We start from the raw sequence: 23,928 nt of genomic DNA on the forward strand, positions 1-23,928 counted from the left end.
GCAGCGGAAGAATTGCATTACACCTTTCGAGATTGGCGCTAAACTGCAATAGCGGTACCCGTCCATTTACGGAGTGCGATCTCATGCTGGAAAAGGAACTGGCTCAGGCCACCAAAATGGCCGAAGAGGCCAATAAGAAAGTAGAGCAGTTGCGCAGGAAGTTGCTGGCGGAAACCGAGAAGGTTCACGCCAGGGCGAAAAAAGATCTGGCCGCCGCGCGCAAAAAGCAGACCACCGCCAACGAACGTCTCAAGAAAGCCCGGACTGCGCTGCGCAGCAAGATGACCCTGGCCAACCAGAAGAGGGTCGACGAGCTGGTGAAGCAGGTGCAGGAACTGGCGGAGGCGGTCGCGAGTATTGCCAAGTCCGCATTTGAGGCCGCGGAGAAGCTGATGCCCATGCAGGCAGATGCTGCACTGGAGGCGCGCAAGGCCCAGGCGGCAGAACGCGCTGCCGCGATGGTGGAAAAGGCCGCAGCAAAAGCCAAAACCAAACGCACCGCGACCAAAAAGACTCCCGCAAGGAAGAAGGCCGCCAGCAAAAAAGCGCCGGTGAAGAAGGCTGCCGCGAAGAAAAAGGCGGCAACCAGAAAGAAAGCCGCACCGAAGAAAAAGGCCGCAGCGAAGAAAAAGGCCGCACCGAAGAAAAAAGCTGCAGTGAAGAAAAAGGCGGCAGCTAAAAAAGCACCTGCCAGGAAAAAGGCCGGGAAAAAGAAAGCCGCCCCGCGGAAGGCCGCCCCACGGAAGGCCGCCCCACGGAAGGCCGCCCCCGAAAAACAGGGCTAAGTTGAGTGCGGGGAGCGAGTCGCGTTAGCGCGGCTCGTTCACGGGCACCACTCGAATCAGCTTTCCTGCTTCGCTATCGGTTAACAGGTAGAGATAGCCGTCCGGGGCGCTGTACACGTCCCGGATCCGCTCCCCCAGTTCCGAGAACAGGGGGCGTTCCGATACCACCTTGCCATCGCTGAGTTGCAGGTGGCGGACCTCCCGGTCGACCAGGGCACCGATGAACAGGTCGCCGTGCCACTCGGGGAATTTGTCGCCGCCGTACCACGCCATGCCGGAAGGGGCGATACTCGGTACCCAGTAATACAGCGGCTGGACCATTCCCTGCAGCTCCGTATAGGGGCTGACGTAAGCGCCGCTGTAGTCGATGCCGTAGGTAATGACTGGCCAGCCGTAGTTGTTGCCTGGCTCCAACTCGTTGAGTTCATCGCCGCCCCGGGGGCCGTGTTCGTGCAGGTAAACGCGACCTGTGTCGGCATCCAGTGCCAGCCCCTGTGCGTTGCGGTGTCCCATGGTCCAGACTTTTGGTCGGCTGGAAGACACGCCGGGATTGTCCTGCGGTGTGCCGCCATCATCCAGTATGCGCAGTACCTTGCCCAGTTCGCTGTCCCTGTCCTGGGCTGCCTCGCGATAATCGAAGCCGTCGCCGGTCACCACCAGCAGGCTGCCATCGGGGAGAAACAGCATACGCCCGGCGTAATGCTGTGGGGTGTCCTTGCGATCTGCCACCCGGAGTACCTGCTCGACCTGTTCCAGGCCCGCAGAGCCGAGTACGCCGCGAATGACGGCGGTGCCGTTGTCGCCCGGGTCTCCCTCGGCAAAGGACAGGTAAACCAGGTGATTGTCCGGGTAGTCCGGGTGCAGTCGGACGTCGAAATAACCGCCCTGTCCGGCGACGTAGGTTGGCGGTGTTCCCGCCAGCGCCCTGCCTTCGCCGCCGGAGGACGGTACGCGCAGCAGGCGGCCGCCACGTTCGCTGACCAGAAAGTCGCCGTCCGGCAGCTGTACCACTGACCAGGGGAAGGTCAGCCCCTCACTGACCGTTTCCAGGCGATAATCCGCGGCGCTCGCCACGGTACTGATACAGGCCAGGAGCAGGCTGCCTGCCAGACGTCGGAAGGGTTGCAATGCCATGGGCTTTCCCCGCAATGAACTTCGCGCCATTATAGGCTCGAACCCCGGTGGAGATTCCACATGCTCCGTGCATTGAAGGCCTACTTCCCGGCCCTGATCCTGACCTACATACTGGCGGTGGTGCTGGCAACCGCGTCGGTGATGGATAGTTTGCGGGACATGGGCGTTGCCGTAAGTGCGACGGTACAGGTACAGGCCACCTGGCACGACTTGCTGGGGATGACCAGCACATACCTTGTCCTGCTCGCGGTAGCGCTACTTGTCGCGTTTGTTGTCGCGGCGGGGGTCATCCGCCTGGTGGGCGGAGGCCGTCTGCTCTGGTATAGCCTGGCTGGTGCAGTGGCGGTGCTGGTGTTGCACATAACGCTGCAGCTGGTCCTGCATATCAGCCCGGTTGCCGCAGCGCGTAGCGCGATGGGACTGGCGGGACAGTGTCTGGCGGGCGCGGTAGGAGGCTGGTTTTTTGCACTGCTCACCGCGCCCCCTGCTGACAGGCCCGGTTAGACCGCTCCAATTCAAGCGGCCTTTGACTGCCGGACAGCGCGCTCAGCGCAGTAACCGGACTCCGCTCAGGGAGTGCGCTGCAGCACGGGCTGTTGGCGCGGCGCGCTGTCCGCAGCCTGGGTTCCCGGCAGGTAGACCAGGAAGTCGACCGGGAAGTCGACGCCTTCGAGATCGCGATCCAGAATCACTGTGGCCGGCTGCTCTACCGTGAGCCACGCCCCGCAGGCTTCCCCCGGATCGCAGATGACCAGGTCGTTGTCGGCATCGGTGCCTGCGTACAGCTCATATTCCCCCTCGCTGACAGCCTCGAAGCGATAACGATAGCTTCCCTCGACCACCTGTAGCGCGGCCTGATCGACCACGGCCGAGCTGGCGCGGTGATACAGCAGGAGGTAGAGAGTGCCCAGGTCGGTATCGCCACTGCTGCCCACCGCCATCTGTGCCCGCAACTGCAGGGTGTTGGCGGTAGAGCGAATCGTCAGGGTCGCGGTGTACACACCTGTATCGAGTCCGGTGCGATCGACTCGCAGGGTGTAGCGGCCGAGGCCCCGCCCATCGATATCCTGCGGCTCCATGCTCAGCCAGGTGTCAGAACTGCTGCTCTCGAGAATTTGCAGGTCCTGGTCTCCACTCGCCCGCAGGGTGACATCCAGTTCCTGCACGCTGCTGCCGAAGCTGAAATTACTGGCGGAGGTGCTGAGCTGGCTCTGGCCGCCGTCACTGCCCCCACCCACCTCGAGTGCCGCGGTGACCGCGCGGTAGGCGTTGATCAGCCCGTAACCAAAGCTGTCATCCCGACCGGGGGCGCCGAGGTCATCAGTCAGACGCCCCTCACGTAACAGCTGGGCGATGGCGTCCGGGCTGAGGTTCGGATTGACTGACTTCATCAAAGCGATCACCGCACTGACATGGGGCGCCGCCATGGAGGTGCCGCTGATAAAGGTATACCCGTAATCGAGAGAACTTCCACGACCGGTGGCGCCGGTGCTCAGGACACCGTCCGGATAGCCGTCACCGCCCACATCCAGGCTGCTGTCGCCCCCCGGCGCGGTGAGATCGATCAGCGGGCCGCGGTTGCTGTAGGGCGCCAGTTGCTTGCGCGGGTCCACGGCGCCCACCGAGATTACCGCGTCGTAGGCCGCAGGATAGGAGGGAGCCGTAGAGGCCTCGTTACCTGCCGCTGCTACTACCACCGTACCGTTGGCGCGCACCTGGCGGTACAAATTCTGGGCAATACTGCTGAAGCCCTCACCGCCGATGCTCAGGTTGATGACGTCTGCCGGGCGTGTCGGCAAAGTGCCGGAGTCGTTGTCCAGGCCGGCGGCGTAGCGCACCGCCTGCAGCACGTCATAGCTGGTGCCGCCATCGTCGGCGAGGGCGCGCAGAGGCATCACCCGAACCCCGAAGGCAGCCCCGGCCACGCCGGTGTGGTTGTTGCCGGCAGCGGCCACCGTGCCGGCCACATGACTGCCGTGATAGCTGCTGTTGGCTGGCTCGGCGCGGTTGCCGGGATCGTCGGGCTCAAGGTCGATGCCGTTGCCATCGCCCGCGCGAACCGGGTCGCGGATAAAGTCGTAACCCTGGAGCAATTGCCCGTCGAAGTCGGGGTGGTGTCGCAGGATGCCGGTATCCACCACAGCCACAGTTACATTGGCACTTCCCGTGCTGATATCCCAGGCGCCTGGCAGCTGGATCAGCGGATAGTGCCACTGGTAAGAGAGCGCCGGGTCGTTGGTGATCAGCAGCGGCCGCAGGCGATAGTTGGGGCTGGCCGCAGCCACTTCGGGGTCTTGCATGAGTCGCTTGATCGCCATCAGCGTTTGCCAGCGCATCTTCGCTTCCGGATCGGCGAATTGCGCGGCGCGACTGGCGGCGCTTCCCAGGCTCAGGGTGGTGCTCGTTGCAGCGGGCTCCATCGCCAGCAGGCGCGGGCGCCCGGCGCCGCCGGCGCGCTGGCGCATGCCCATCCTCCAGGCCAGGTCCTCACTGTCGAGGTCCGGCCCCAGGCGGCGGTCTGCGGCTTCCCGGTAACTGACGATGGCTTCGCCGGGGATAAAGTCGGTGCGCCGGGATTCGGTTGCACTGATATCGCCCGGATTACCGATGCTCAGGATGTAATTGGTGGCATCGTTATAGGCGAATACGTTGACCGCGTAGCGGCCATCCTCCGGCACCGAGACCTGCTCCAGGCTTTGGGTGTCCACCGAGAAGTCGACGATTTCCCCGGCACTGTTGTAGAGGTAGAGGTCGGCGTCGGCGCCCGTTTCCGAGCTGTCCGCCACCAGCAGGCTGACGACCTGCCCGGCAAGCAGGTCGACACCGAAATAGTCATCGACATCCCCGTTTGCGAAAGAGCGACCTTCCGCGCCGGTGCCGGGCTGGTTGACGTAGCCCCCAAGTGTCACCGGGTTGTCGATGGCCTGTCGCTCGGCCAGGGAGTCGTTACTGCGGTAGGGGGTGTCGGGGTTGTTGACGTCACTGTCGACCGTCTGGTTTGGCGAGGCAAGGAGGGTTCCCGAGAGGCTGAAGCGGGCCGTTCCGGCAGCGGGCTCGACGCTGATGGTTACGCTGGCGCTGGCCGTAGCACCATCGTTATCGGTGACGGTCAGGGTAAAGCTGAAGACGGTGGAATCACCCACCGGTGGCGCGATAAAGCTGGCAGTGGGTGTGTCCTCGCCACTCAGGCTCACGATGGGGCCGGTCACCTGCTCCCAGCTCCAGGTGGTGATGCTGCCGTCGGGGTCACGACTGTCGCTGCCGTCGAGTTCCACCGGGGTGTCTGCTGTCACCGTGGTCGGCGCGCTGGCGATCGCCTGCGGGGACTGATTGGCGGCGGGGGTGGAACTGCCTCCGCCCCCTCCGCTCCCTCCACCACCGCCGCCACAGGCGATCAGCAGCAACGGCAGGAGTAGCGCAGGCAATGTGCGGGGGTTGATGGTCATCGCCGGGTCCGCGGGGATAATGCTGCAACCATAGCAGAAATCGCGAGAGAGGCGTTCCGAACTGGCGTGCCAGGCAGGCCAGCGTCTATGATACTGGCACGCTTAAAACCACTCTAACGAGCTGCGTGCTCCCCACGGAGAAAATCCCATGGCCAATCTGATGTACCAGGGTTCCGCCCCGGTGTTTACCCACCACCTGAAAAATCTGTCTGCCATCCTCAAGCTGGCGGCGAAGGATGCCAAGACCCGGGGTATTGCACCCGAGGTGCTGCTCAATGCCCGGCTGGCGCCAGACATGCTGCCCCTGGCGGCGCAGGTGATGATTGCGACCGATCACGCCAAGGGCTGCTGCGCCCGGCTGGCGGGCCAACCGTCGCCGGTGTTCGCGGATACCGAGTCGACATTCGCCGAACTGGAGGCGCGAATCAGGAAAACCCTGGCCTTCATCCGTACTATCAAACCGGCTGAATACGCCGACAGCGAGACACGGGATATCACCCTGACCCTGCCCTTTGGTGAGCTTTATTTCAAGGGCGCTGACTACCTGCACGGCTGGGTATTGCCCAACTTCTACTTCCACTACACCACGGCCTACGACATCCTGCGTCACAATGGCCTGGCGGTGGGCAAGCGGGAGTACCTGGGAGTCGTACCCGGGATGGAAATGAACGCCGCGGCGGCCCGGGCGATGGGTGTCAAGCCGCAGGCAGCGAAGAAGGCCGTAAAGAAAGCTGCGCGCAAAAAGGCCTCGAAATGACCCGTGCCCTGGTGGTATCCCGGCTGGTGGATGTGACGACGTGAGTAACCAGATGGAACAGCGCCGCAAGCTGGCGGTACTGATCGACGCCGACAATGTCAGCCCCAAGGTGTGTGAGGTGCTGGTTCAGGAGATTGCGACCTACGGTGTCGCCAGTGTCAAACGCGCTTACGGGGACTGGACCACGCCACAGCTGGGTTCGTGGAAAGACATCCTTCACGAATACGCCATCAGCCCGATCCAGCAGTTCAGCTATACCCGGGGCAAGAATTCCACCGACGCGTCCATGGTCATCGATGCCATGGATCTGCTCTATACCGATAAGCTCGACGGCTTCTGCCTGGTGACCAGCGACTGCGACTTCACCCGCCTGGCCACCCGTATTCGCGAGGCGGGGCTGGTGGTATACGGATTTGGCGAGCAGAAAACCCCGACGTCTTTACAGGCCGCCTGTGACAAGTTTGTTTTTCTCGAGGCCCTGATGGCGCCACAGGAGGAACCCAAAAAAAGCGGTACAAAAAGCACTGCGAACCAGAGCAAGAAGGCCAGCAAGAAGACCCTCAACCAGGATGCCCGACTCATCAACCTGTTGCGCGGGGCGGTGGATGCCACCTCCGACGAGCTCGGCTGGGCCAACATCTCGTTTGTGGGCCAGCACATCGCCAACCAGAGTTCTTTCGATTCGCGCAACTACGGCTATCGGAAACTCAGTGAGTTGATCGAGGTCACAGAGTTGTTCGACATGGAAAAACGGAACGTCCGCGATGACGGTTCCTACACACTGTATATTCGCGACAAGCGATTCAAACCCTGAAACTCAATGCCATACAAAGGATAAAACAATGATCGGATACGTCACCATCGGTGTTAGCGACATGGAAAAAGCCAAGGCCTTCTACACAGCCCTGCTGGAAGACCTGGGTGCCAGTGTGTTGTTCGACATGGACCGCATCGCCATGATCGGCAAGGGCATGGGGGAGCCCATGCTGGCCGTGTGCATTCCCTATAACGAGGAAGATCCGAGCCCCGGTAATGGCAATATGATCGCCATCAATCCCGGTTCCAAGGAGTTGGTAGACAAGCTGTACCATAAAGCCATCGAGCTTGGCGGGACCTGCGACGGCGAACCGGGTCAACGCATTCCCGACATGTTCTACGGCGCCTACTTCCGCGACCCGGATGGCAACAAGGTCGCGTTTTACCAGTTCGGCTAAGGCCGTTGCGAGTCCAGCCGGCCGTCAGGCCGGCTTGATGTTGCTATTGAGCCGGAACAGGTTGCCCGCGTCGTACTGTGACTTCAGTTTCTGGAGTCGCGAGTAGGCGGGGCCGTAGTTGCCAGCGGCACTGCTGTCACCCTCGAACTCGATATTGTCGTAGTAACCACCGGTGAAGGGGGCAAGGGCCGCAAACCACTCCCGGGCCGCGGCCATCGCCGAGGCGTCCTCCGCCGGGTCCAGCCAGGCGCCGGCCACAATCACCATGGTTTCGGCATTGCGGTGGGGGAAGGCGGTATCCAGCTCTCCCACCTGCTTGACCGCACCGCCGGCGGTGTGGGTGAAGAAGGCCAGACGCGGGTCGGGGCGGTAGGCCTCGATCATCGCGTCGACCAGCCCCTGGGTGATGTGTTTGACCATCCCGTTCTTGGCGTAGGAGCGCACGCCGTGGTGGAAGGTGGCATCCTCGTGGGTCTGCAGGACCATGTAGTCCTGTACCTTGATGCCGTCCTCGGCGACTTTGCCAATGGCCCGCAGGGGGGCCAGTTCTTTCTCCCCGAGTGCCGGGTCACCGGCGTAAACGACCTCCATGCCCACCAGGCCATCGCCCTCGGGTGTGGTGACCATCAGGGGGCCGGTGTAGAGGTCGTTCGACACTTTTTCCGACCACTCTCCGTAGAATTCCAGCACGTCCCGAGCCTGTGCCATGGGCCACATGATCAGGCCGGACAGTACGTTTCTGTTAAACGGATGCAGGCGGAAGTCGAACTGCGTGACGACACCGAAATTGCCACCCCCGCCGCGCAGCCCCCAGAACAGCTCGGGCTCCTCGCTGGCGGATACGGTCCTCAGCTTGCCGTCGGCAGTGACAATCCGGGCGCCGGCCAGGTTGTCGATGGCCAGCCCGTAGCGGCGATTGAGACGGCCAAAGCCTCCGCCGAGGGTGAAGCCACCCACGCCGGTGTGTGACACCACCCCGGCGGTGGTGACCAGCCCGTGGGCAAGGCTCGCGGTATCCAGGTTGTTGAGCAATGCACCTCCGGCGGCGGAGGCAATCTTGCGTTCGGGATTCACGTCGACCTGGTTGAGGTCGGCCAGGTCGATCATGATGCCCCCCTCACAGACCGATTTGCCGGGCCAGCTGTGGCCACCGCCACGTATGGCCACCAGCAGATTACGCTCGCGGGCGAAGGTGACCGCGTGAACGACATCCCGGCTGCTGGCGCAGCGGGCGATCAGCGCGGGATGTTTGTCGTGCATGCCGTTCCAGATGCGTCTGGCGGCATCGTAGCCCGAGTCGCCGGCAATCATGACGGGTCCGTCGAGCTCGCCACCGAATTCGCGAACCGCGGCGCGCTCCAGTTCGGTTTCGGCACCGTCGGAGGTCACTGCGCGAAGACTGGTGCTGGCGTGCGCGGCTGACAGGAAGGGAAAGGGCAGGGTACAGGCGAGGCTGGCTCCTGCGGCGGAGCGGCAGAACTGACGGCGGTCCATAACAGCACCTCCAACTTGAGAGGTTGATGACCTTTTGCAGTCTAGCTCAATTGACGGATCGGGCCAGTGGGCTCACGACTCCTGGACGGCAGGGGGGCGAATATCGCCGAACAGCAATCGCAGGTGAGTTCGGTAGGCCTGCACCTGTTCCATCAATGCCTCGTTGTCATCGTAGATCCTTGCCAGCAGGATGCCGCCCTCGAGGGTCGAGCTGAACATGTCGGCCAGCGCGCTCGGTGAGACTTCGATAACCGGCGTGTAGATCGCCAGGGTTTCCTCCAGGCGCTCCTGCAGCATGGCGCGCCATCCGAGCATGCCCTGCTGCATCATGTCGCGAATCTCGTCGTTGAATTGCTGGGTTTCGTAGGTGAAGGCGGCCACCAGGCAGCCCGGGTGCACCGAGGTCATCCCCGCCACTGTCTCGGTCAACAGGTTCAGGAAAATCAGCAGGCGTTGCAGGGGGTCCTCACTGAGGGCGTCGGCGCGCTCGCTGAGCTCCAGGAACATCGCGTCGTCCTGTTCGATATAGCGCTCTACCAGGGCCTTGGCCAGCGCCAGCTTTCCTTCGAAGTGATAGAAAAATCCGCCCTTGGTGATGGCGGCCTTGTCGATAATGTCCTCGATGGTGGTGCCGGCAAAACCGTGTTCCAGAATCATGGCTTCGGCGGTGCCGAGAATGCGTTCGCGACTGCTGTTGGCTCTGGAATTCAACTGCCCAATCCTCCTGGGTGAGGACTCATATTGCTTTCACTATACCACCGGGGCCGCGGAATGCGTTGGGTTTGGCAAGCTGGCGTGGGTGGTTGTCGGCCCCTTTGCTAGCCCGCCAGGGTAGCGTTCAGGTCCACCGAAACCGGGCAGTGGTCCGAACCCATGATCTCGTTGTGAATATCGGCGCTGGTAATGTGTTCCTGTACCAGGTTGTCGGACCCAAGGAAGTAGTCAATCCGCCAGCCAATGTTCTTGCCCCGGGCCCCGGCGCGATAACTCCACCAACTGTACTTCACTTCGTCGGGATGCAGGTGGCGGAAGGTGTCGGTAAAACCGGCGGCGATGATGCGATCCATGCCATCGATCTCCGCCTGGGTATAGCCGGCGCTTTTATTGTAATTGGGCTTGGGACGGGCGATATCGATTTCACGGTGGGCGACGTTGAAGTCACCGCACATCAGTACCGGTTTGTGCGCTTCCAGTTTCTTTACGAATTCCAGAAACGCGTTATCCCAGCCCTGTCGGTAAGGCAGGCGGACGAGTTCGCTGCCGGAATTCGGGGTGTAGACGGTCACCAGGTAGTAGTCTTCGAACTCCGCGGTCAGAACCCGTCCCTCCCGGTCGTGCTCCTCGATGCCGATATCCGCCTGAACTGCCAACGGCTGAGTGCGGCTGAGGATGGCAACGCCGGAGTAGCCCTTGCGTTCAGCGGAATTACTGTAGACGTGATAGCCGTCGATGCCTTCGAGGGCCGCAATGACCTGGTCATCCTGGGCCTTGGTCTCCTGCAGGCAAATGACGTCGGTCTGCAGGGATTGCAGTGAAGCCGCGAAGTCTTTCTTCATCACGGCGCGCAGGCCGTTCACGTTCCAGGAGGTAATTTTCATGGCACTGGGAAGCTTGTCAGTCGGGGGCGCATTCTAGCAAACGACTGCGGGTGGGTCCCGTGGCCAGTGCGAATTTACGTTTTGACGTGGTCTGCTCAGTCCTGCCGGGGGTATTGCCGGAGTGTCAGCGTATCGCCGCGCTGGGTGAATTCGATGTGTTTGAGGAATGACATGCCCAGCAGCACCTGGTTGCTGTCGAGCCCGGGCAGAATGGTGGCCGGTACCCGGGCCAGGCGAATATCGCCGACCCCGACGCTATCGAGCTGTGTGATATAGGCCGCCGCGGTCCCGTTCGCGGTCTGGGTGGCGATGCGCTGCCCCCGCTCCAGCCCGAGTTGCCGGGCCACGGAGTCGGGGACCGCGATGCCTGTGGCACCGGTGTCGAGCATGAACAGCACGGGCTGGTCGTTGATGCTACCGCTGGTCACATAGTGGCCGTAGCGGTTGCGTTTGAGGCTTACTTCGCGGATCCCGTTGGCCCCGGTGACGGTGTTGACGCTCTGGTTAGGGTTTTGTTGTTGTTCCAGCAGGCCGGAAAAATAACCTCCCAGCAGGGCCATCAGTACGATCCAGGCCAGGGCCTGCATGGCCAGCCCCATTTTCTTCTGTTCCCGCGCTTCGCGATTTCCACTCATTCTCTGATCCGGTGCAGGGTCGTTGCCCAGTCGACATAGGGTCAGGGTAAGGAGCCCGGCGCCGGATTACCATCCCTGCCCTCCCACACATACGGACCTGCAAGGAAATGCCAGCGATTTGTGGCCCCCGCCGCAGTGGTGGCGCCAAGGGGGGTTGCCTAGACTGAACGCCGTTACTGGCGCCATGCAAGGAGTACCCATGCCCGCTTACAAGAGCCCCCTCAGGGATATCCAGTTTGTCCTGCGTGACCTGTTGGACTGCGACGCCCACTACGCCGCACTGCAGGACAGCAACCCGCTTTCACCGGAACTGGTTGACGCCATCATCGAGGGCGGGTCGAGATTCGCGGAGGACGTTGCGGCGCCCATCTACGAGTCCGGTGATGCCGAGGGCTGCCAATTTTCGGGCGGCCGTGTCACCACCCCGAAGGGCTTTGCCGAGGCCTTCCGGGCCTGGGGCGAGGGCGGCTGGCAGGGCCTGACGGTGCCGGAGGAAGAAGGCGGCCAGGGCCTGCCCATGTCGTTGGGGATGTGTGTCGGAGAAATGGTGGGCTCCGCCAATTGGGCCCTCAATATGTATTCGGGCCTGTCCGGCGCCCCGGTGACCTGCCTGTTGAATGGCGGCTCCCCGGAACTCAAAGCGCGATTCCTGCCAAAATTGCTCAGCGGTGAGTGGGCCGGCACCATGTGCCTGACCGAGGCCCACTGTGGCTCGGATGTGGGTTTGCTGCGCACCCGGGCCGCCGACAACGGTGATGGCACCTGGAACATCACCGGCACCAAGATCTTTATCTCCGGCGGCGAGCAGGACTTTACCGACAACATCGTGCACGCGATTCTGGCCCGCACCGAGGGTGCGCCGGATGGTACTGCAGGAATTTCCCTGTTTATCGTCCCCAAGTTCTGGGTAGAGGAGAGCGGCAGCCTCGGTGCATTCAACAACGTAAATTGTGGGGCCATCGAAAAGAAGATGGGGCTCAAGGGCTCCGCTACCTGTGTCATGAATTACGATGGCGCCCGTGGTTTCATGCTCGGCGAGGAGAACAAGGGCCTCGCCCTTATGTTCAAGTTGATGAACTCCGCGCGCATTGGTACCGCGTTACAGGGGCTGGCAATGAGTGAGCGCGCTTTCCAGGGTGCGCTCGGGTATGCGCAGGAAAGGTTGCAGATGCGTTCCCTGACCGGGCCCAAAAATCCGGGTGGGCCGGCGGACCCGATCATCGTGCACCCGGACGTGCGCCGCATGCTCATGACCCAGAAGGCGTTTACCGAGGGAGCCCGCGCTTTTCTTTACTGGCTCGCGCAACAGGCGGACCTGGCGGCCCGCGGCGACGAAGAGCAGGCGGCACAGGCCACGGCGCTGCTGGAATTGCTGACGCCCATCGCCAAGGGCTTCTGTACCGAAACCTCCCAGGAGGTTACCTATCTCGGTATGCAGGTGTTCGGCGGCCACGGTTATATCGCCGAACACGGCATGGAGCAGGTTGCCCGGGACAACCGTATCTCCACGGTGTACGAGGGCACAACCGGGATTCAGGCGCTGGACCTTGTCGGGCGCAAGGTGCTGGGCAGCGGGGGTGAGCTGCTGCGCGGTTTTACCCGTGTCATTCACAAGTTCTGTGAAGGTCACAACGGCAATGAGTCCATGGCGGAATTTATCAAGCCCCTCGCTGCGGCCAACCGGGAATGGGGCGAGCTCACCATGAAGGTGGGGGAGGCCGCGATGGCAGACACCGAGGCGGTGGGGGCCTGTTCGGTCGATTACCTGATGTTCTCCGGTTATGTCAGCTACGCCTGGATCTGGGCCCGGGTGGCCGAGGTGTGCCAGGAGAAGCTGGCGGCGGAGCCCGCCGATGCCGCGTTCTATCGCGCCAAGCTCGCCACCGCCCGTTTCTTTTTCCAGCGTTTGCTGCCGCGCGCCGGTGCGCACGCGGCGGCCGCGATGGCCTCACCCGATACCGTGATGGCGCTGGAACCGGAAGCCTTTGCCTTCTGAAATGGCGCAGGTGTTGTTGCGGCGCTAGACTGCGTGTCGAACCCGAGGAGGATCGATATGACAGACATCGGAATGGACCGGCGCCATTTTCTTAACACTTCCCTGATGCTGGGCGCCAGCGCCCTGTTTCCCCGGGCGGTTATGGCGGCCACTACCGGCGGCTTCTATCCGGAGGTACGCAAGGCCGCCGAAGCCAACCGTGCTGCGGATATCAAGCGCATCCAGGACTGGATCGCGCTGCCTTCCATTGCCGCCGAGAACCTCAATATGCCCGAGGGGGCGCAGTACATGAAGGCGCTGGCGCTCGACGCCGGCTTCGACAGCGCCGAGATCATTCCCACCGACGGTCACCCCGGTGTCTATGCGGTCATGGACAACGGCGCTCCGCGCACCCTGGCGGTCTACTTCATGTACGACGTGAAGCAGTTCGACCCGGCCGAGTGGAGCTCGCCGCCGCTGGCGGGAAAAATTGTCGACAAGCCCGGCTTTGGCCGCGCTATTGTCGGCCGCGGCGCAGTCAACCAGAAGGGGCCGGAAGCGACCTTCCTCGCCGCCCTGCACGCCATGCGCGATGCCGGGGTGAAACCGCCGGTGAACATCCTGCTGGTGGCGGAGGGTGAGGAGGAAATTGCCTCTCCCCATTTCCAGCAGATTGTGCAGCGCCCGGACATCATGCAGGCCCTCAAGGGCTCGGAAGGGATTTTTATTCCAGCCAGCTGGCAGGACATCAATGGCGGCGTCAATGTGAACCTTGGCTCCAAGGGCGTGGTTGAGCTGGAACTGGTGGCCAGTGGCGAGAGCTGGGGCCGGGGACCGGCCGCGGATATCCACTCCAGTTACAAGGCCATGGTGGACTCCCCGGCCTGGCGCCTGGTGCAGGCGTTGCAATCGCTGGTCACGGCTGACGGCAATACGCCGGCCATCGAGGGCTGGTTCGAGAATGTGCGGCCACTGAGTGCGCGGGAAAAAGAGTTGATCGCCGAGGCTGCCCGCTCCGGCAGTGAGGCAGCACGAAAAGAGCAACTCGGCGTGGCCAGGTGGATTGACGACCTGCCCTACCAGCAGGCGCTGGAGCGGCTCGCTTCGCAACCGACGGTGAATATCGAGGGCCTGGTCGCCGGCTACACCGGCCCGGGCGGCAAGACCATCCTGCCCGGCCGCGCCACCGCCAAGCTGGATTTACGTCTGGTGCCCAACCAGACCCGCCGCGAAGCCGAGACCAAGCTGCGTGCCCACCTCGACAAGCGGGGCTTCAGCGATATCGAGATCGTGGTCGGAGGTGGATACGACCCCACCGAAACCGCCGAATCCAGCGCCATCATCCAGGCCCAGCTGGCCACCTACCGCCGGGCCGGCGTGAATGCGACGCTGAATCCACGCCTCGCCGGATCCTGGCCAGGGGCCATGTTTACGGCGCCGCCCCTGTCACTGCCCGCCGGGCACTTCGGCCTCGGCCATGGCTCCGGCGCCCATGCCCCGAACGAATACTACGTGGTGGACTCCACCAACCCGAGGGTCGCGGGGATTACCGATGCCACCCTCGGCTATGTTGATCTCCTGTACCAGGTGGCGGCTATTGGCTGAGGTTTAAAACCTCCGACTCATGCGCCGCCAGCTCCCTGGATCAGGGCGCTCGACAGGGCTACAGCCTTGTCGATGCTCTCCAGCGCGATACGCTCGTCGGTGCCGTGCACGCCCGCGCTCTGCTCCAGGCGCACCACCACCGGGTGGAAACGGTAGATGTTGCGGGTCAGGTGCTGGTAGTGGGGTGTGTCGGTGGTCGCCATCAACAGGCTGGGGGTGACCAGCGCTTCCGGCAATGCGGTGTTGATGCTGGAGCGAATCATGCTGTAGCCCTCGCCCTCCATGTCGGCCACGGGTGGTGAGGTTTTCCAGCTCTCCGACTCAATCCGGATGGAGGGATCGTCGATCAGTTCGCCCACTCGCGCCACCAGGGTTTCCACGGAAACGCCCGGCAGCAGGCGGAAGTTCACCTTGGCCTCCGCCACTTGGGGGATCACATTCTCTTTCACTCCGGCATTGAACATGGTGATGCCGGTGGTGGAGCGCACCATGCCCTGGGACATGCGGTCTTTAGTCAACTGGGACAGCAACAGAGGCTCGCTCAGCCACTGGTTGCTCAGCAACCATCCTTGCAGTCCGCCAACCTCTTCGCCCACGGTCCTGAGCATACTGGACACTGGCTCGATCAGCTCGGGTTCAAACGGGTTGTCCTGCAGCGTGGCCAGGGCACGGGACAGTTTGACAATGGCGTTGTCCTCGACCGGCATGGAGGAGTGGCCGCCCTGGCCGCGGGCCACCAGCGTCAGGGTGGCATAGGTCTTTTCAGCAAGGTTCACCATGGCCATCGGCTTCTCTGGCAGCATCGGGTTGTTCTCTACGACGATGCCCCCTTCGGCAACCATATAGGCCAGTTTCACATTTTTACCTTCCAGATGGGCGGCAATATTGGCCGCACCATTGCGGCCGCCGATTTCTTCATCGTGACCGAAGGAAAATATCAGTGTCCGTGCAGGTTCGAACCCGTCTGCGAGCAGTGTCTCCATGGCCTCAAGGGTGGAGATCACCGTGGCTTTGTCGTCTATCGCTCCACGCCCCCACAGGTAGCCGTCGGCAATGACGCCGTCGAAGGGCGGGTGGGTCCAGTCATCAGCGGTGCCCGGCTCGATGGGCACCACGTCGTAATGTGAATCGAATAACACCGGCTGCAATTGCGCGTCTGTTCCCGGCCAGGTGTAAAGCAGGCTGTAGTCGGCGATGACCTCCCGTTGCAGCTTCTGGTGCACCAGCGGATAGCTGGTCTCGACGAAGGTCAGAAAGTCCTTGAAGGGTGCAAAGTCAATTTGCGCCTGGTCCTGGTGGCTCACCGTGGCCAGCTGGATGGCGGCGGACAGGTGCTCAGCGGCTGAGCTGGTGGGCTGGGCCAGTGCAGTGTGGCTGCACAGGCCGGCCAGCAGCAGGCTGGCGGTAAGGCGTTTCATGGCGTAATCTCTGAATAAGTCCAATTTGGACTAAATAGTGCGCCAGTGCTGCCTTGCGGTCAAGTTGGCGCCAGCGGATCGCTGAGAGGAGTCCGGGAGAATCGTGGATACAATGATCAATACCACGGCCTACAGCCTGTTAGGCCTGCTCGCCAAGCGTGACTGGACCGCTGCCGAGCTGGCGCGGTTTATGGAGCACAGCGTCATCCGCTATATCCTGCCGCGCACTCGCAGCCAGTTATTCAACGAACCCAAGCGTCTGGTGAAGCTGGGCCTGGCCCGGGGCAGGCCTGCGGCTGCTGGCGGAGCGCGCGGTACCGTCTATTCCATTACTCCCCGGGGCCGGCGCCAACTGGCGGCCTGGCTGGAAGCGCCGGGGGAGGGCCTCCGGCTCGAGCACAAATCCCTGCTGAAGTTTTACCTCACCGACAGCTCCAATGTCGAAGGCCTGCGTATGCGGGTGGCGGAGATGCGCGGCCAGGTGCTGGCCGCTGCCCGGGAGGCGCTGGCCCTGGTCAGCGACATCAACCAACGGGGTGTAATGTTGCCCCAGACCGCAGTGGCTGCGTCACTGGCCAGCGGACTGGCAGTGAGCCAGTATCGAGGGCAGCTGGAGTGGCTGGCTGAACTTGAGAACGCGCTGGATTCCCTGCCCGCCGCGGACGAAGCCGGGAAATGGGCCCTGACCCATTACGCCCGGACCCAGCGGGAGCTGGAGCAGTTGCTCGGGGAATACGCTGATTGATCTGGCGGTCGCCGAACAGGTCACAGAGTGAAGGGCGGGCGTCATCAGGAGGGCACGGGCTGCGGTAGCCCTCGGGCCCTGCCCAGCAGGCGGCTGATATCCTGGGCGATCAGCAGGTTGGTCGGAACCAGGAACAGGGTGATCAGGGTGGCAAACAGGATGCCGAAGCCCAGTGATATCGCCATCGGAATCAGGAACTGGGCGTCGGTCGCGCGCTCTGTCAGTAGGGGTAGCAGCCCGAGGAAGGTCGTCATCGAGGTCAGGAAGACCGGCCTGAACCGGGATACCCCGGCGGTGATCACGGCATTTTGCAGGCGCTCCCCCGCAGCGACTTTCTGGTTGCAATAATCCACCAGTACCAGCGAGTCGTTCACCAGTACGCCGACCAGCGCCATCATACCCAGCAGGCTTTGCAGGGTGAGGGCCTGGCCCAGCAGCCAGTGTCCCAGTACGGCGCCGATCAGGCCGAAGGGGATGACCGACATCACCACCAGGGGCTGGGTATAGGAGCGCAGCGGCAGTGCCAACAGGCAGTAAATCACGAAGACCACTGCCACCAGGCCCGCCTGCATGCTGCCGAAGGACTCGCGCTGCTCGCGGGCTTCGCCTTCCAGCGAGTAAGCGGTACCGGGGAACTGTTGCAACAACTGGTCGAGGTAGGCGCTGAGTTCGGCCTGCAGGGCCGTCATATTGACCTCACCCTTTTGCACATCGGCGGTGATATTGAGCACCCGGTAGCCGTCTACCCGGGTAATGCTGGAGGGGCCTTTATCCGGGGTCAGTGTGGCGACGTGGCTGAGGGGCACCCGCCCGCCCTGGGGTGTGTCGATCAGCAGGGTGTTGAGGGTCTCGAGGTTGTTGCGTTCGCTGCGGGGCAGCCGCACCAGTACGCGTATGTCGTCGCGGCCGCGCTGTATGCGCTGGGCCTGGGCGCCCTTGTAGGCCCTGCCTACCTGGTTGACCACATCATTGCGGGTCAGCCCGAGGGCGTGGCCCTGCTGGGTCAGTTCGATGTGCAGTTCCTCCTTGCCGTCGGAGAGGCTGTCGGCGATGTCAAAGACGCCCGCGTAGCTGGCCAGCCGCTCCTTGACCTGCTCGCCCACCGCGCTCAGGGTCTCCAGTGATTTGCCGCTCAGTTGTACATCGACCGGTTCGCCAGCGCGGAACATGGTGGAGCGGAAGGTGAGGGATTCCGCCCCGGCCACGCTGCCCACCAGTTTCCGCCATTCGTCGACCAGGCGGGTGGTGGTCATATCGTGGCTTCTGTCCTGAGCCGGGGTCAGCTCAAAGGTCACCCGGCCCTGGTTGGCGCTGGCGCCGCGGCCGCCGCCGGAGCCGGTCACAGTGAGGATATTGACGATCGGGCTGGCGCCGGTCCCGGGGTCGCGGTAGCGCTCCTGCAGTTCCTGTGCCGCGCTGCCGATGCGGGTGATGAACTGGTCGGTGACCTCGAAGGGAGTGCCAACGGGCATGGTCAACTCGGCCCGGCCGGTTTCCCCTTCCACATTGGGGAAGAACACGAAGCGGGTCCAACCGCTGGCGACAAGGGCTGCGATCAGTAGCAGGGCACCGGTAAAGGCCGCCAGGGTGGTGTAGCGATGGCGGGTAACGACACGGAGCAGCGGCTGGTAATGGCGCAGGATGAGCTGTTCGAAGCGGGTGGCGAAACGGTTCTGCCACTGGCTCCAGCGGTTGCGCTGGCCGCTGGCGCCATTCATGCGGATATGGGCCAGGTGGGCCGGCAGGACGAACTTGGACTCAATGAGCGAAAACAGCAGCACCGGGATCACCACTGCGGGAATCGGAGCGAACATGGCCCCCATGCGACCCTCGATAAAGGCGATGGGCAGGAATGCGGCGATGGTGGTCAGCACACCAAAGGTGACCGGCGTGGCCACTTCCTGAGTGCCACGAATGGCGGCCTGCAGGCCGCTCTCGCTCTCCCGCAGGTGCGTGTAGACGTTTTCCCCGGTCACGATGGCGTCGTCCACGACCAGTCCGAGGGCGATGATAAAGCCCATGGCGCTCATCACGTTCAGTGAAGTCCCGGTCATGCCCATAACAATTATGCCGCCGAGAAAGGAGACGGGAATCCCGATGAACACCCAAAAGCCGATAGCGGGACGCAGGAACAGGGCCAGCAGCAGAATCACCAGCACCGCTCCCTCAATGCCGCTTTCGAGCATGGTGCCCAGGCGGCTGCGCAGGATGGTGGAGTCGTCATCCCAGAAGTCCAGGTGCATGCCCACGGGCAGGCTCGATCGCCGCTCCGCGAGGTATTTCTTGACCTTGGTGGCCACGTCGAGTGCGCTCTGGTCACCGACCCGGTAGACCTTGACGAAGGCCGCGGGACTGCCGTTGAAGGCGGTTTTCAGGGACTCTTCCTCGAAGCCATCGCTGACCCTGGCGATATCGGCGATGCGGATGATGCTGCCGTCGGGATTGGTCTTCACCACGATGCGCTCGAAATCCGAACGCCGGTAGGCCTGACCCTTGGAGCGGATGAGCACGTCGCCACCAGCGGCCCTCAGGTTGCCGGCAGAAATGTCCAGTGAACTGTCGCTGATGGCGGCGGCGATGTCGGCGAGGCTCAGGCTGTACTGGCGCAGGCGGTCCTGGGAGGCCTCGACCGCGATCTCGTAGTTGCGCACCGAAGACAGGTCCACCTGGGAGATGCCATCGATGCGCAGCAGGTCGTCGCGCACCTGCTCGGCATAGTTCAGGAGTTCGTCCTCGGCGAGCGCGCCCGCCACCACCACGTCGATGACCGCGCGGCGGCGCATGGCGAGGCTGGTGACCGGCTTCTCGGCTTCCGCCGGGAAGGTGTTGATGGCGTCCACCCGACCTTTGACGTCGTCGAGGATGCTTCGGGCGTCGTAGCTGTCATCGAGTTCCAGGGTTACGGTGGTGGAGCCTTCGACCGACTGGCTGGTCATGCGGTCGATGCCTTCCAGATCCTGGACTGCTTCCTCGATGCGGGTGGCGACACCCAGTTCGACATCCTCGGGAGTGGCGCTGCGCAGGGCCACGCTGATGCTGATGGTGTCGGGCTCGGGGTCGGGAAAAATCTCCAGGGTAAGCTCGGTTTTCAGCGCCAGAATACCGCCCATCACAATGCTGAACATCAGCAGGTTGGCGGCGACCGCATTGCGGGCAAACCAGGCAATCATGGCGAGCCTCCGGCGCTGCCTCGGGGCGGCAGCATGCCACTGGGGGCATCCGCGCGCCTGGCAATACTGTTATCCCGGGGGCGCTCTGCGACCTGGGTCGCCTGGCCGGCGATGGCGACGGGTGTGCCGGAGGTTACCTGGCCCAGCGGCGTTACTACCAGCTGGTCGCCAGCCGCCAGGCCCTCGGCCACCACGGCGTCGCTGGCATTCTGCCAGGAGATCTCGACGTCCCGGCGTTGCAGCAGCCCTTCACTGACCACGTAGACGTAACTGCCCTGATAGATGGTGCTGATGGAGATGACGATGGCACCGGGCAGGCTGCGGCCGGCGATCCGGGCGGTGACGTACTCGCCGATCTTCAGGGGTTTGCGGCCGCGGGTCCCGGTACGGTCCTGCGCCAGAAGCTGGAAGGGGTCGTCCACCTGCGCCACCACGTGCAGTTGCTGGGTGCTGCTGTCGATCGCGCCTTCGGTGCGAACCAGGAATCCTTCCCAGTCGCTGCCGCCGGACAGGCTGGAGTGAATTTGCGCCGGCACGCGGGAAACCGGCGCGTGCACCTCCGGCGGCGCCGGCTCCGGCAAGTCGACATACTCGAGGTCGGCGTTGGCCAGGGGCAGGCGGATCTCGACGTAGTCGGTGGCGTAAATTTCCGCCAGGGCGCTGTTACTGGCGATCACCTCACCCAGGTCGACCTCTGTACTCAGGATGCGGCCGTCGTAGGGGGCGCTGACGGTGCTGCGCTCCAGGTTGAGTTCTGCCTTGTCGAGGGCCGCCTCTGCCGAGGCGACGGTAGAGCGGGCAGCCAGTAGCTGGGGCTTGCGTAGCACCAGCTCGGAGGCCTCGCCGCCGTCGCCGAGACGCTCCCAATCTGCCAGTGCCTGCTGTGACTGGGCCTGCTCCTCCGCCAGCGCCTGGCGGGCCTCCAGCAGGGTGGCCCTGGCGATTTGTACGTCGGCCTCGTAGTCCCTGGCATCCACGCGCAGCAGTGCGTCGCCGGCCCTGAACACGCCGCCGTCACGGAACTGGGGGTTCACCCAGATAATCTCACCGCTTACCTGGGACAGCAGGCTGCTCTGGGTGCGCGGCTGCACGGTGCCAAAGCTCTGCACAGCGACCTGGTAGCGGACGGGCTGTACGCTGACGGTTTCAACCGTCAGCCGCGGGCCCGGTGTCGGCTGCATGCGATCGGCGGACGGTGGATTGAGCAGGGCCAGCGTCGCCAAAGCGGTGAGGCCGGCCAGTACCACCAGCGGCAGCAGGGCCTTGCGGAGGGAGTGGTAGGGTCGTTGGGAATTCATTCGGACAGTTCGCCAGTCAGGTGGTGGTGGGTTCCGGGAGGGCGAAGTTCCCTCCCAGTGCCCGGTAGAGTGTGATGCGATTGACAATCGCCTGGGCGTGGCTCTGGATGGCCGCGGTCTGTGCATCGAAAGCCCGACGCTGGGATTCCAGCACGGTGGTGTAGTCCACCAATCCGCGCTGGTACTGCTGCAGCGACAGTTCGTAGGCGATATCGGCATTGCGACGCGATTCCCGCTGGGCGGCCAGCTGGGTGCGCAGGTTCTGCTCGGCGCCCAGCAGGTTTTCCACCTCGGCCATGGCATTGAACACGGCGTCCAGGTACGCCTGTTCCGCCTGGCTCACCCGCGCCCGGGCCTGTTCCTCCAGGGATTTGAGGCGCCCCCCCTCAAACAGGGGTTGGGTCAGCCCGGCGCTGATGCTCCAGCTGGTAAGGCCCGCGTCCAGCAGCCCGTGCAGCGCACCAGAAGTGCCGCCGGCGCTACCGACAAGGCTGAAGGACGGGAAGCGATCCTTGTGGGCCGCGGCCAGGCCGGCGTCGGCTGCCAGTAAGTCCAGCCATGCCTGCTGCACATCCGGGCGTCGTTCCAGCAATTGGGCGGGGGTGCCGGCGGCCGTCACCGGCACCAGTTCGGGCAGCTCCAGACCGGCGGCTGCGAGATCACCATCGGGATAGCGTGCCAGCGAGCGCTGCAGGGCGGTGCGTGATTCCAGCAGACTCTGCTGCTGTTGCGCCAGGTTGGCCCGGCTGTCCGCCACGGTGTTGCGGCTCAGGTACACGTCCAGCGCCGCATTCAGGCCGCGACGGTAACCCTGTTCGAGGCGGGCAAGGTCGGTACTGACGTTGGCCAGTCGTTGCTCCAGCAGGGCTTCCAGGCGGGCGTTGGCGATGGCGTTGAACCAGCCCGTGGCCACATCGGCCGCGAGTTGCAACTGCTGGCTGCGCAGGTCGGCCAGGGATGAGTGATAGTTGAGTTCCGCCTGGCGCTGGCGGTCGCTGAGTTTGCCCCAGATATCCAGTTCCCAGCTGATGCCGAGACTGCCGCGCCAGGACTCGGTGACGAGGTCGGCGCTCTGTTCGCTTTCCAGGCCGTCCCGCCCCCCGTCCACGGACAGGGTCAGGGCGGGCCACAGGGGAGCGCCGGTGCTGGTGACCGCCGCTTTCAGTTCGGCTGCCCGGGCACGGCTCAGGGCCAGCTGGTAATTGCCGGCCTGGGCCTCGGCCACGAGGGACTCCAGGTCGGGGCTGGCCAGTTCGGACAGCCACTGTGCGGTGGGGTCCGCGGATTGGGAAGCCTCCGCTTGCTGCCACTGCTCCGGGAGCGCCAGGTCCCGGGTTTCCGGTGAAATGGCCGAACTGGCGCAGCCGGCCAGGTAGAGCGTTGCGAATACCGCCCCTGCCAGGCGCTGGATTGTCTTCGGTCGGGGTTGCATGGGCGCTGTTTTTGTCGCTACCGGGAGTTGGGGAAGCCTCGCAGTCTAGCGATTTTTCCCGGGCGCAAAAGGCGACTTAACCGAACTTTACAATTCCCTACCCGGCTTCACCTGCGGGCGCTCAGAGCAGGGCAATCACCGTGACCGAGACCGCGGCGAGCACCAGGGCCAGCAAGATGCCGTAGAGCAGGTAGAGCCCCAGCGATTTGGCAATGGCTGCACTGGTGGAGGAGTCGTAAGCCCGACGCAGCGCCAGCGGCAGATAGGCCAGCATCGCTACGGTTAACAGTCCGCCGATCTCCAGGCCCGCCCAGTCCAGGCCCTCGCTCAGCAGGTAGAGCAGGTAGAGGAAAGAATGAAAGTGCAGGGCAAACACGAGGTGCTGTAGGTAGTGGAACGGGGAGAACAGGTAAAACAGCCACAGCAGCAGGGCGAAGCAGGGCAGCATAACGAACATGGCCTGGGGCAGCGAGTCCATAAGCTGGTCCAGGAACAGGTTCGGGTCTTTCTCGACACGGTGGCCGTTGGCTTCGATACGCTCGCCCAGTCTGGCCAGCCAGCGCGGAGTCGAAGGGTCATTGGGGTCAATGCCGAGATCGATTCCCTTAATCGCCTTGGAGGAAGGTTCGTCTTCCTCGCTCTGCTCCACGTCGGCCGACTCGTTTATGCCGTTCGTACCGACTATAAGCGGTGCCTGAATCTCTGCGTCGCCATCTTCATCGAACACCACCATGGCGTCATTGGTCGTGATCGAGAGCGTGAGGAAGGTGATAAAGCTGATGATCAGGTAGAGGCGGAAGGGCGGGACGTAGCGTGCCCTGCGCCCGGTGATAAATTCCGCGGTGAGAAAGCCCGGCCGGAACAGCAGGGGGAACAGCGTGCGCCAGAAGCGCGAGTCCCAGGTCAATACATCCCCGGTAATTTCGCCGACGGCCTGCAAAAAGCGCAGGTCATGGCCTTCGCGCTGGCCGCAACTGTGGCAGAACTCCCCGCGCAGTGCTGCACCGCAGTTGCGACAGCGCAGTACCTCTCTGGAAGCATCCTCCTGCGCAGCGGTGTCCGTGGGCGCCTGTCCCTGAGCCTTTCCCATATCTCCCGGCTCCCCCTAAAGCCTGTTGTCGTCCATCTTAGGCCAGGTGACAGGATCGGCCAATGGCCCGCTTGCGGTACAAATAGACGTTCCATTCCCGGTGACGGGTCCGCGCCTTACTGTGGCGCCCGG

General features: G+C 63.4%; 19 protein-coding genes. 8 read left to right on the plus strand and 11 right to left on the minus strand.

The annotated features are described in order from the left end of the window. Positions 1-83: 83 nt before the first annotated feature. Entirely contained in the window at positions 84-785 is a 702-nt protein-coding gene (locus FV139_RS21050) for a hypothetical protein (RefSeq protein WP_187276479.1), read from the plus strand. 24 nt (positions 786-809) lie between these two features. Here the strand turns inward: FV139_RS21050 and FV139_RS10310 are convergent, their stop codons facing one another. Then, complete coding sequence (locus FV139_RS10310; RefSeq protein ID WP_148068348.1) at positions 810-1,919, minus strand: PQQ-dependent sugar dehydrogenase; 1,110 nt, start codon at positions 1,917-1,919, stop codon at positions 810-812. 60 nt (positions 1,920-1,979) lie between these two features. Here FV139_RS10310 and FV139_RS10315 point away from each other — a divergent pair, with 60 nt between their 5' ends. Further along, complete coding sequence (locus FV139_RS10315; RefSeq protein WP_148068349.1) at positions 1,980-2,423, plus strand: hypothetical protein; 444 nt, start codon at positions 1,980-1,982, stop codon at positions 2,421-2,423. A 65-nt stretch (positions 2,424-2,488) separates the two neighbouring features. Here FV139_RS10315 and FV139_RS10320 read toward each other — a convergent pair whose 3' ends face one another. Continuing rightward, a complete protein-coding gene (locus FV139_RS10320) occupies positions 2,489-5,365 on the minus strand; it encodes a S8 family peptidase (RefSeq protein ID WP_148068350.1) in 2,877 nt (958 codons plus the stop codon). A 148-nt stretch (positions 5,366-5,513) separates the two neighbouring features. On the opposite strand from FV139_RS10320, the gene FV139_RS10325 reads away from it, so the two are divergent. Genes FV139_RS10325 through FV139_RS10335 form a run of 3 tightly spaced genes read left to right on the plus strand, consistent with a single transcriptional unit; the run spans position 5,514 to position 7,336 of the window. Further along, positions 5,514-6,122: a DUF1993 domain-containing protein gene (locus tag FV139_RS10325; RefSeq protein WP_148068351.1), complete on the plus strand. Its 609-nt coding sequence runs from the start codon at positions 5,514-5,516 to the stop codon at positions 6,120-6,122. A 40-nt stretch (positions 6,123-6,162) separates the two neighbouring features. Further along, positions 6,163-6,936 (plus strand): NYN domain-containing protein, encoded by a 774-nt coding sequence (locus FV139_RS10330; RefSeq protein WP_235898614.1) that lies wholly within the window; start codon positions 6,163-6,165, stop codon positions 6,934-6,936. Between the two features lie 28 nt (positions 6,937-6,964). Then, entirely contained in the window at positions 6,965-7,336 is a 372-nt protein-coding gene (locus FV139_RS10335; RefSeq protein WP_148068352.1) for a VOC family protein, read from the plus strand. Between the two features lie 24 nt (positions 7,337-7,360). On the opposite strand, the gene FV139_RS10340 is transcribed toward FV139_RS10335, so the two are convergent. The 4 genes from FV139_RS10340 to FV139_RS10355 all read right to left on the minus strand — a co-directional run bounded on the left by FV139_RS10340 (position 7,361) and on the right by FV139_RS10355 (position 11,063). Continuing rightward, a complete protein-coding gene (locus FV139_RS10340) occupies positions 7,361-8,830 on the minus strand; it encodes an FAD-binding oxidoreductase (protein WP_148068653.1) in 1,470 nt (489 codons plus the stop codon). Positions 8,831-8,902: 72 nt separating this feature from the next. After that, the gene (locus tag FV139_RS10345; RefSeq protein ID WP_148068353.1) at positions 8,903-9,541 is read right to left on the minus strand and encodes a TetR/AcrR family transcriptional regulator; all 639 of its coding nucleotides are present in this window, start codon (positions 9,539-9,541) and stop codon (positions 8,903-8,905) included. 107 nt (positions 9,542-9,648) lie between these two features. Beyond that, a complete protein-coding gene (locus FV139_RS10350; protein WP_148068354.1) occupies positions 9,649-10,428 on the minus strand; it encodes an exodeoxyribonuclease III in 780 nt (259 codons plus the stop codon). Between the two features lie 95 nt (positions 10,429-10,523). Beyond that, positions 10,524-11,063, minus strand: a complete 540-nt coding sequence (locus FV139_RS10355) for a retropepsin-like aspartic protease family protein (RefSeq protein WP_235898615.1) — start codon at positions 11,061-11,063, stop codon at positions 10,524-10,526. 199 nt (positions 11,064-11,262) lie between these two features. Here FV139_RS10355 and FV139_RS10360 point away from each other — a divergent pair, with 199 nt between their 5' ends. Next, a complete protein-coding gene (locus FV139_RS10360) occupies positions 11,263-13,059 on the plus strand; it encodes an acyl-CoA dehydrogenase C-terminal domain-containing protein (RefSeq protein ID WP_148068355.1) in 1,797 nt (598 codons plus the stop codon). A gap of 57 nt (positions 13,060-13,116) precedes the next feature. Further along, on the plus strand, positions 13,117-14,643 hold the full coding sequence (locus FV139_RS10365; RefSeq protein ID WP_213004081.1) for a M20/M25/M40 family metallo-hydrolase: 1,527 nt from the start codon (positions 13,117-13,119) through the stop codon (positions 14,641-14,643). 17 nt (positions 14,644-14,660) lie between these two features. On the opposite strand, the gene FV139_RS10370 is transcribed toward FV139_RS10365, so the two are convergent. Then, the gene (locus tag FV139_RS10370) at positions 14,661-16,061 is read right to left on the minus strand and encodes a M20/M25/M40 family metallo-hydrolase (protein WP_148068356.1); all 1,401 of its coding nucleotides are present in this window, start codon (positions 16,059-16,061) and stop codon (positions 14,661-14,663) included. 103 nt (positions 16,062-16,164) lie between these two features. On the opposite strand from FV139_RS10370, the gene FV139_RS10375 reads away from it, so the two are divergent. Next, on the plus strand, positions 16,165-16,806 hold the full coding sequence (locus tag FV139_RS10375) for a PadR family transcriptional regulator (RefSeq protein ID WP_148068357.1): 642 nt from the start codon (positions 16,165-16,167) through the stop codon (positions 16,804-16,806). A 44-nt stretch (positions 16,807-16,850) separates the two neighbouring features. Here the strand turns inward: FV139_RS10375 and FV139_RS10380 are convergent, their stop codons facing one another. The 4 genes from FV139_RS10380 to FV139_RS10395 all read right to left on the minus strand — a co-directional run bounded on the left by FV139_RS10380 (position 16,851) and on the right by FV139_RS10395 (position 23,796). Next, positions 16,851-19,976 carry an efflux RND transporter permease subunit gene (locus tag FV139_RS10380; RefSeq protein ID WP_148068358.1) on the minus strand — a complete coding sequence of 1,042 codons (3,126 nt, stop codon included), beginning with the start codon at positions 19,974-19,976 and terminating at the stop codon, positions 16,851-16,853. Continuing rightward, complete coding sequence (locus FV139_RS10385) at positions 19,973-21,274, minus strand: efflux RND transporter periplasmic adaptor subunit (protein ID WP_148068359.1); 1,302 nt, start codon at positions 21,272-21,274, stop codon at positions 19,973-19,975. Before FV139_RS10385 ends, FV139_RS10380 begins: the two co-directional genes overlap by 4 nt. Positions 21,275-21,290: 16 nt before the next feature. After that, on the minus strand, positions 21,291-22,706 hold the full coding sequence (locus FV139_RS10390; RefSeq protein ID WP_148068360.1) for an efflux transporter outer membrane subunit: 1,416 nt from the start codon (positions 22,704-22,706) through the stop codon (positions 21,291-21,293). A 121-nt stretch (positions 22,707-22,827) separates the two neighbouring features. Then, positions 22,828-23,796 (minus strand): DUF3667 domain-containing protein, encoded by a 969-nt coding sequence (locus FV139_RS10395; RefSeq protein WP_148068361.1) that lies wholly within the window; start codon positions 23,794-23,796, stop codon positions 22,828-22,830. Between the last annotated feature and the right edge of the window lie 132 nt (positions 23,797-23,928).

The organism is Parahaliea maris (genome assembly GCF_008064665.1).
Taxonomy (GTDB): domain Bacteria; phylum Pseudomonadota; class Gammaproteobacteria; order Pseudomonadales; family Halieaceae; genus Parahaliea; species Parahaliea maris.

Excerpts from the sequence above, each read along its gene's own strand:
- FV139_RS10310 (WP_148068348.1), bottom strand. The coding sequence starts at position 1,919 with ATGGCATTGCAACCCTTCCGACGTCTGGCAGGCAGCCTGCTCCTGGCC.
- FV139_RS10335 (WP_148068352.1), top strand. The coding sequence starts at position 6,965 with ATGATCGGATACGTCACCATCGGTGTTAGCGACATGGAAAAAGCCAAG.
- FV139_RS10395 (WP_148068361.1), bottom strand. The coding sequence starts at position 23,796 with ATGGGAAAGGCTCAGGGACAGGCGCCCACGGACACCGCTGCGCAGGAG.
- FV139_RS10340 (WP_148068653.1), bottom strand. The coding sequence starts at position 8,830 with ATGGACCGCCGTCAGTTCTGCCGCTCCGCCGCAGGAGCCAGCCTCGCC.
- FV139_RS10320 (WP_148068350.1), bottom strand. The coding sequence starts at position 5,365 with ATGACCATCAACCCCCGCACATTGCCTGCGCTACTCCTGCCGTTGCTG.
- FV139_RS10370 (WP_148068356.1), bottom strand. The coding sequence starts at position 16,061 with ATGAAACGCCTTACCGCCAGCCTGCTGCTGGCCGGCCTGTGCAGCCAC.
- FV139_RS10390 (WP_148068360.1), bottom strand. The coding sequence starts at position 22,706 with ATGCAACCCCGACCGAAGACAATCCAGCGCCTGGCAGGGGCGGTATTC.
- FV139_RS21050 (WP_187276479.1), top strand. The coding sequence starts at position 84 with ATGCTGGAAAAGGAACTGGCTCAGGCCACCAAAATGGCCGAAGAGGCC.
- FV139_RS10350 (WP_148068354.1), bottom strand. The coding sequence starts at position 10,428 with ATGAAAATTACCTCCTGGAACGTGAACGGCCTGCGCGCCGTGATGAAG.
- FV139_RS10365 (WP_213004081.1), top strand. The coding sequence starts at position 13,117 with ATGACAGACATCGGAATGGACCGGCGCCATTTTCTTAACACTTCCCTG.
- FV139_RS10325 (WP_148068351.1), top strand. The coding sequence starts at position 5,514 with ATGGCCAATCTGATGTACCAGGGTTCCGCCCCGGTGTTTACCCACCAC.
- FV139_RS10315 (WP_148068349.1), top strand. The coding sequence starts at position 1,980 with ATGCTCCGTGCATTGAAGGCCTACTTCCCGGCCCTGATCCTGACCTAC.
- FV139_RS10360 (WP_148068355.1), top strand. The coding sequence starts at position 11,263 with ATGCCCGCTTACAAGAGCCCCCTCAGGGATATCCAGTTTGTCCTGCGT.
- FV139_RS10385 (WP_148068359.1), bottom strand. The coding sequence starts at position 21,274 with ATGAATTCCCAACGACCCTACCACTCCCTCCGCAAGGCCCTGCTGCCG.
- FV139_RS10380 (WP_148068358.1), bottom strand. The coding sequence starts at position 19,976 with ATGATTGCCTGGTTTGCCCGCAATGCGGTCGCCGCCAACCTGCTGATG.
- FV139_RS10355 (WP_235898615.1), bottom strand. The coding sequence starts at position 11,063 with ATGAGTGGAAATCGCGAAGCGCGGGAACAGAAGAAAATGGGGCTGGCC.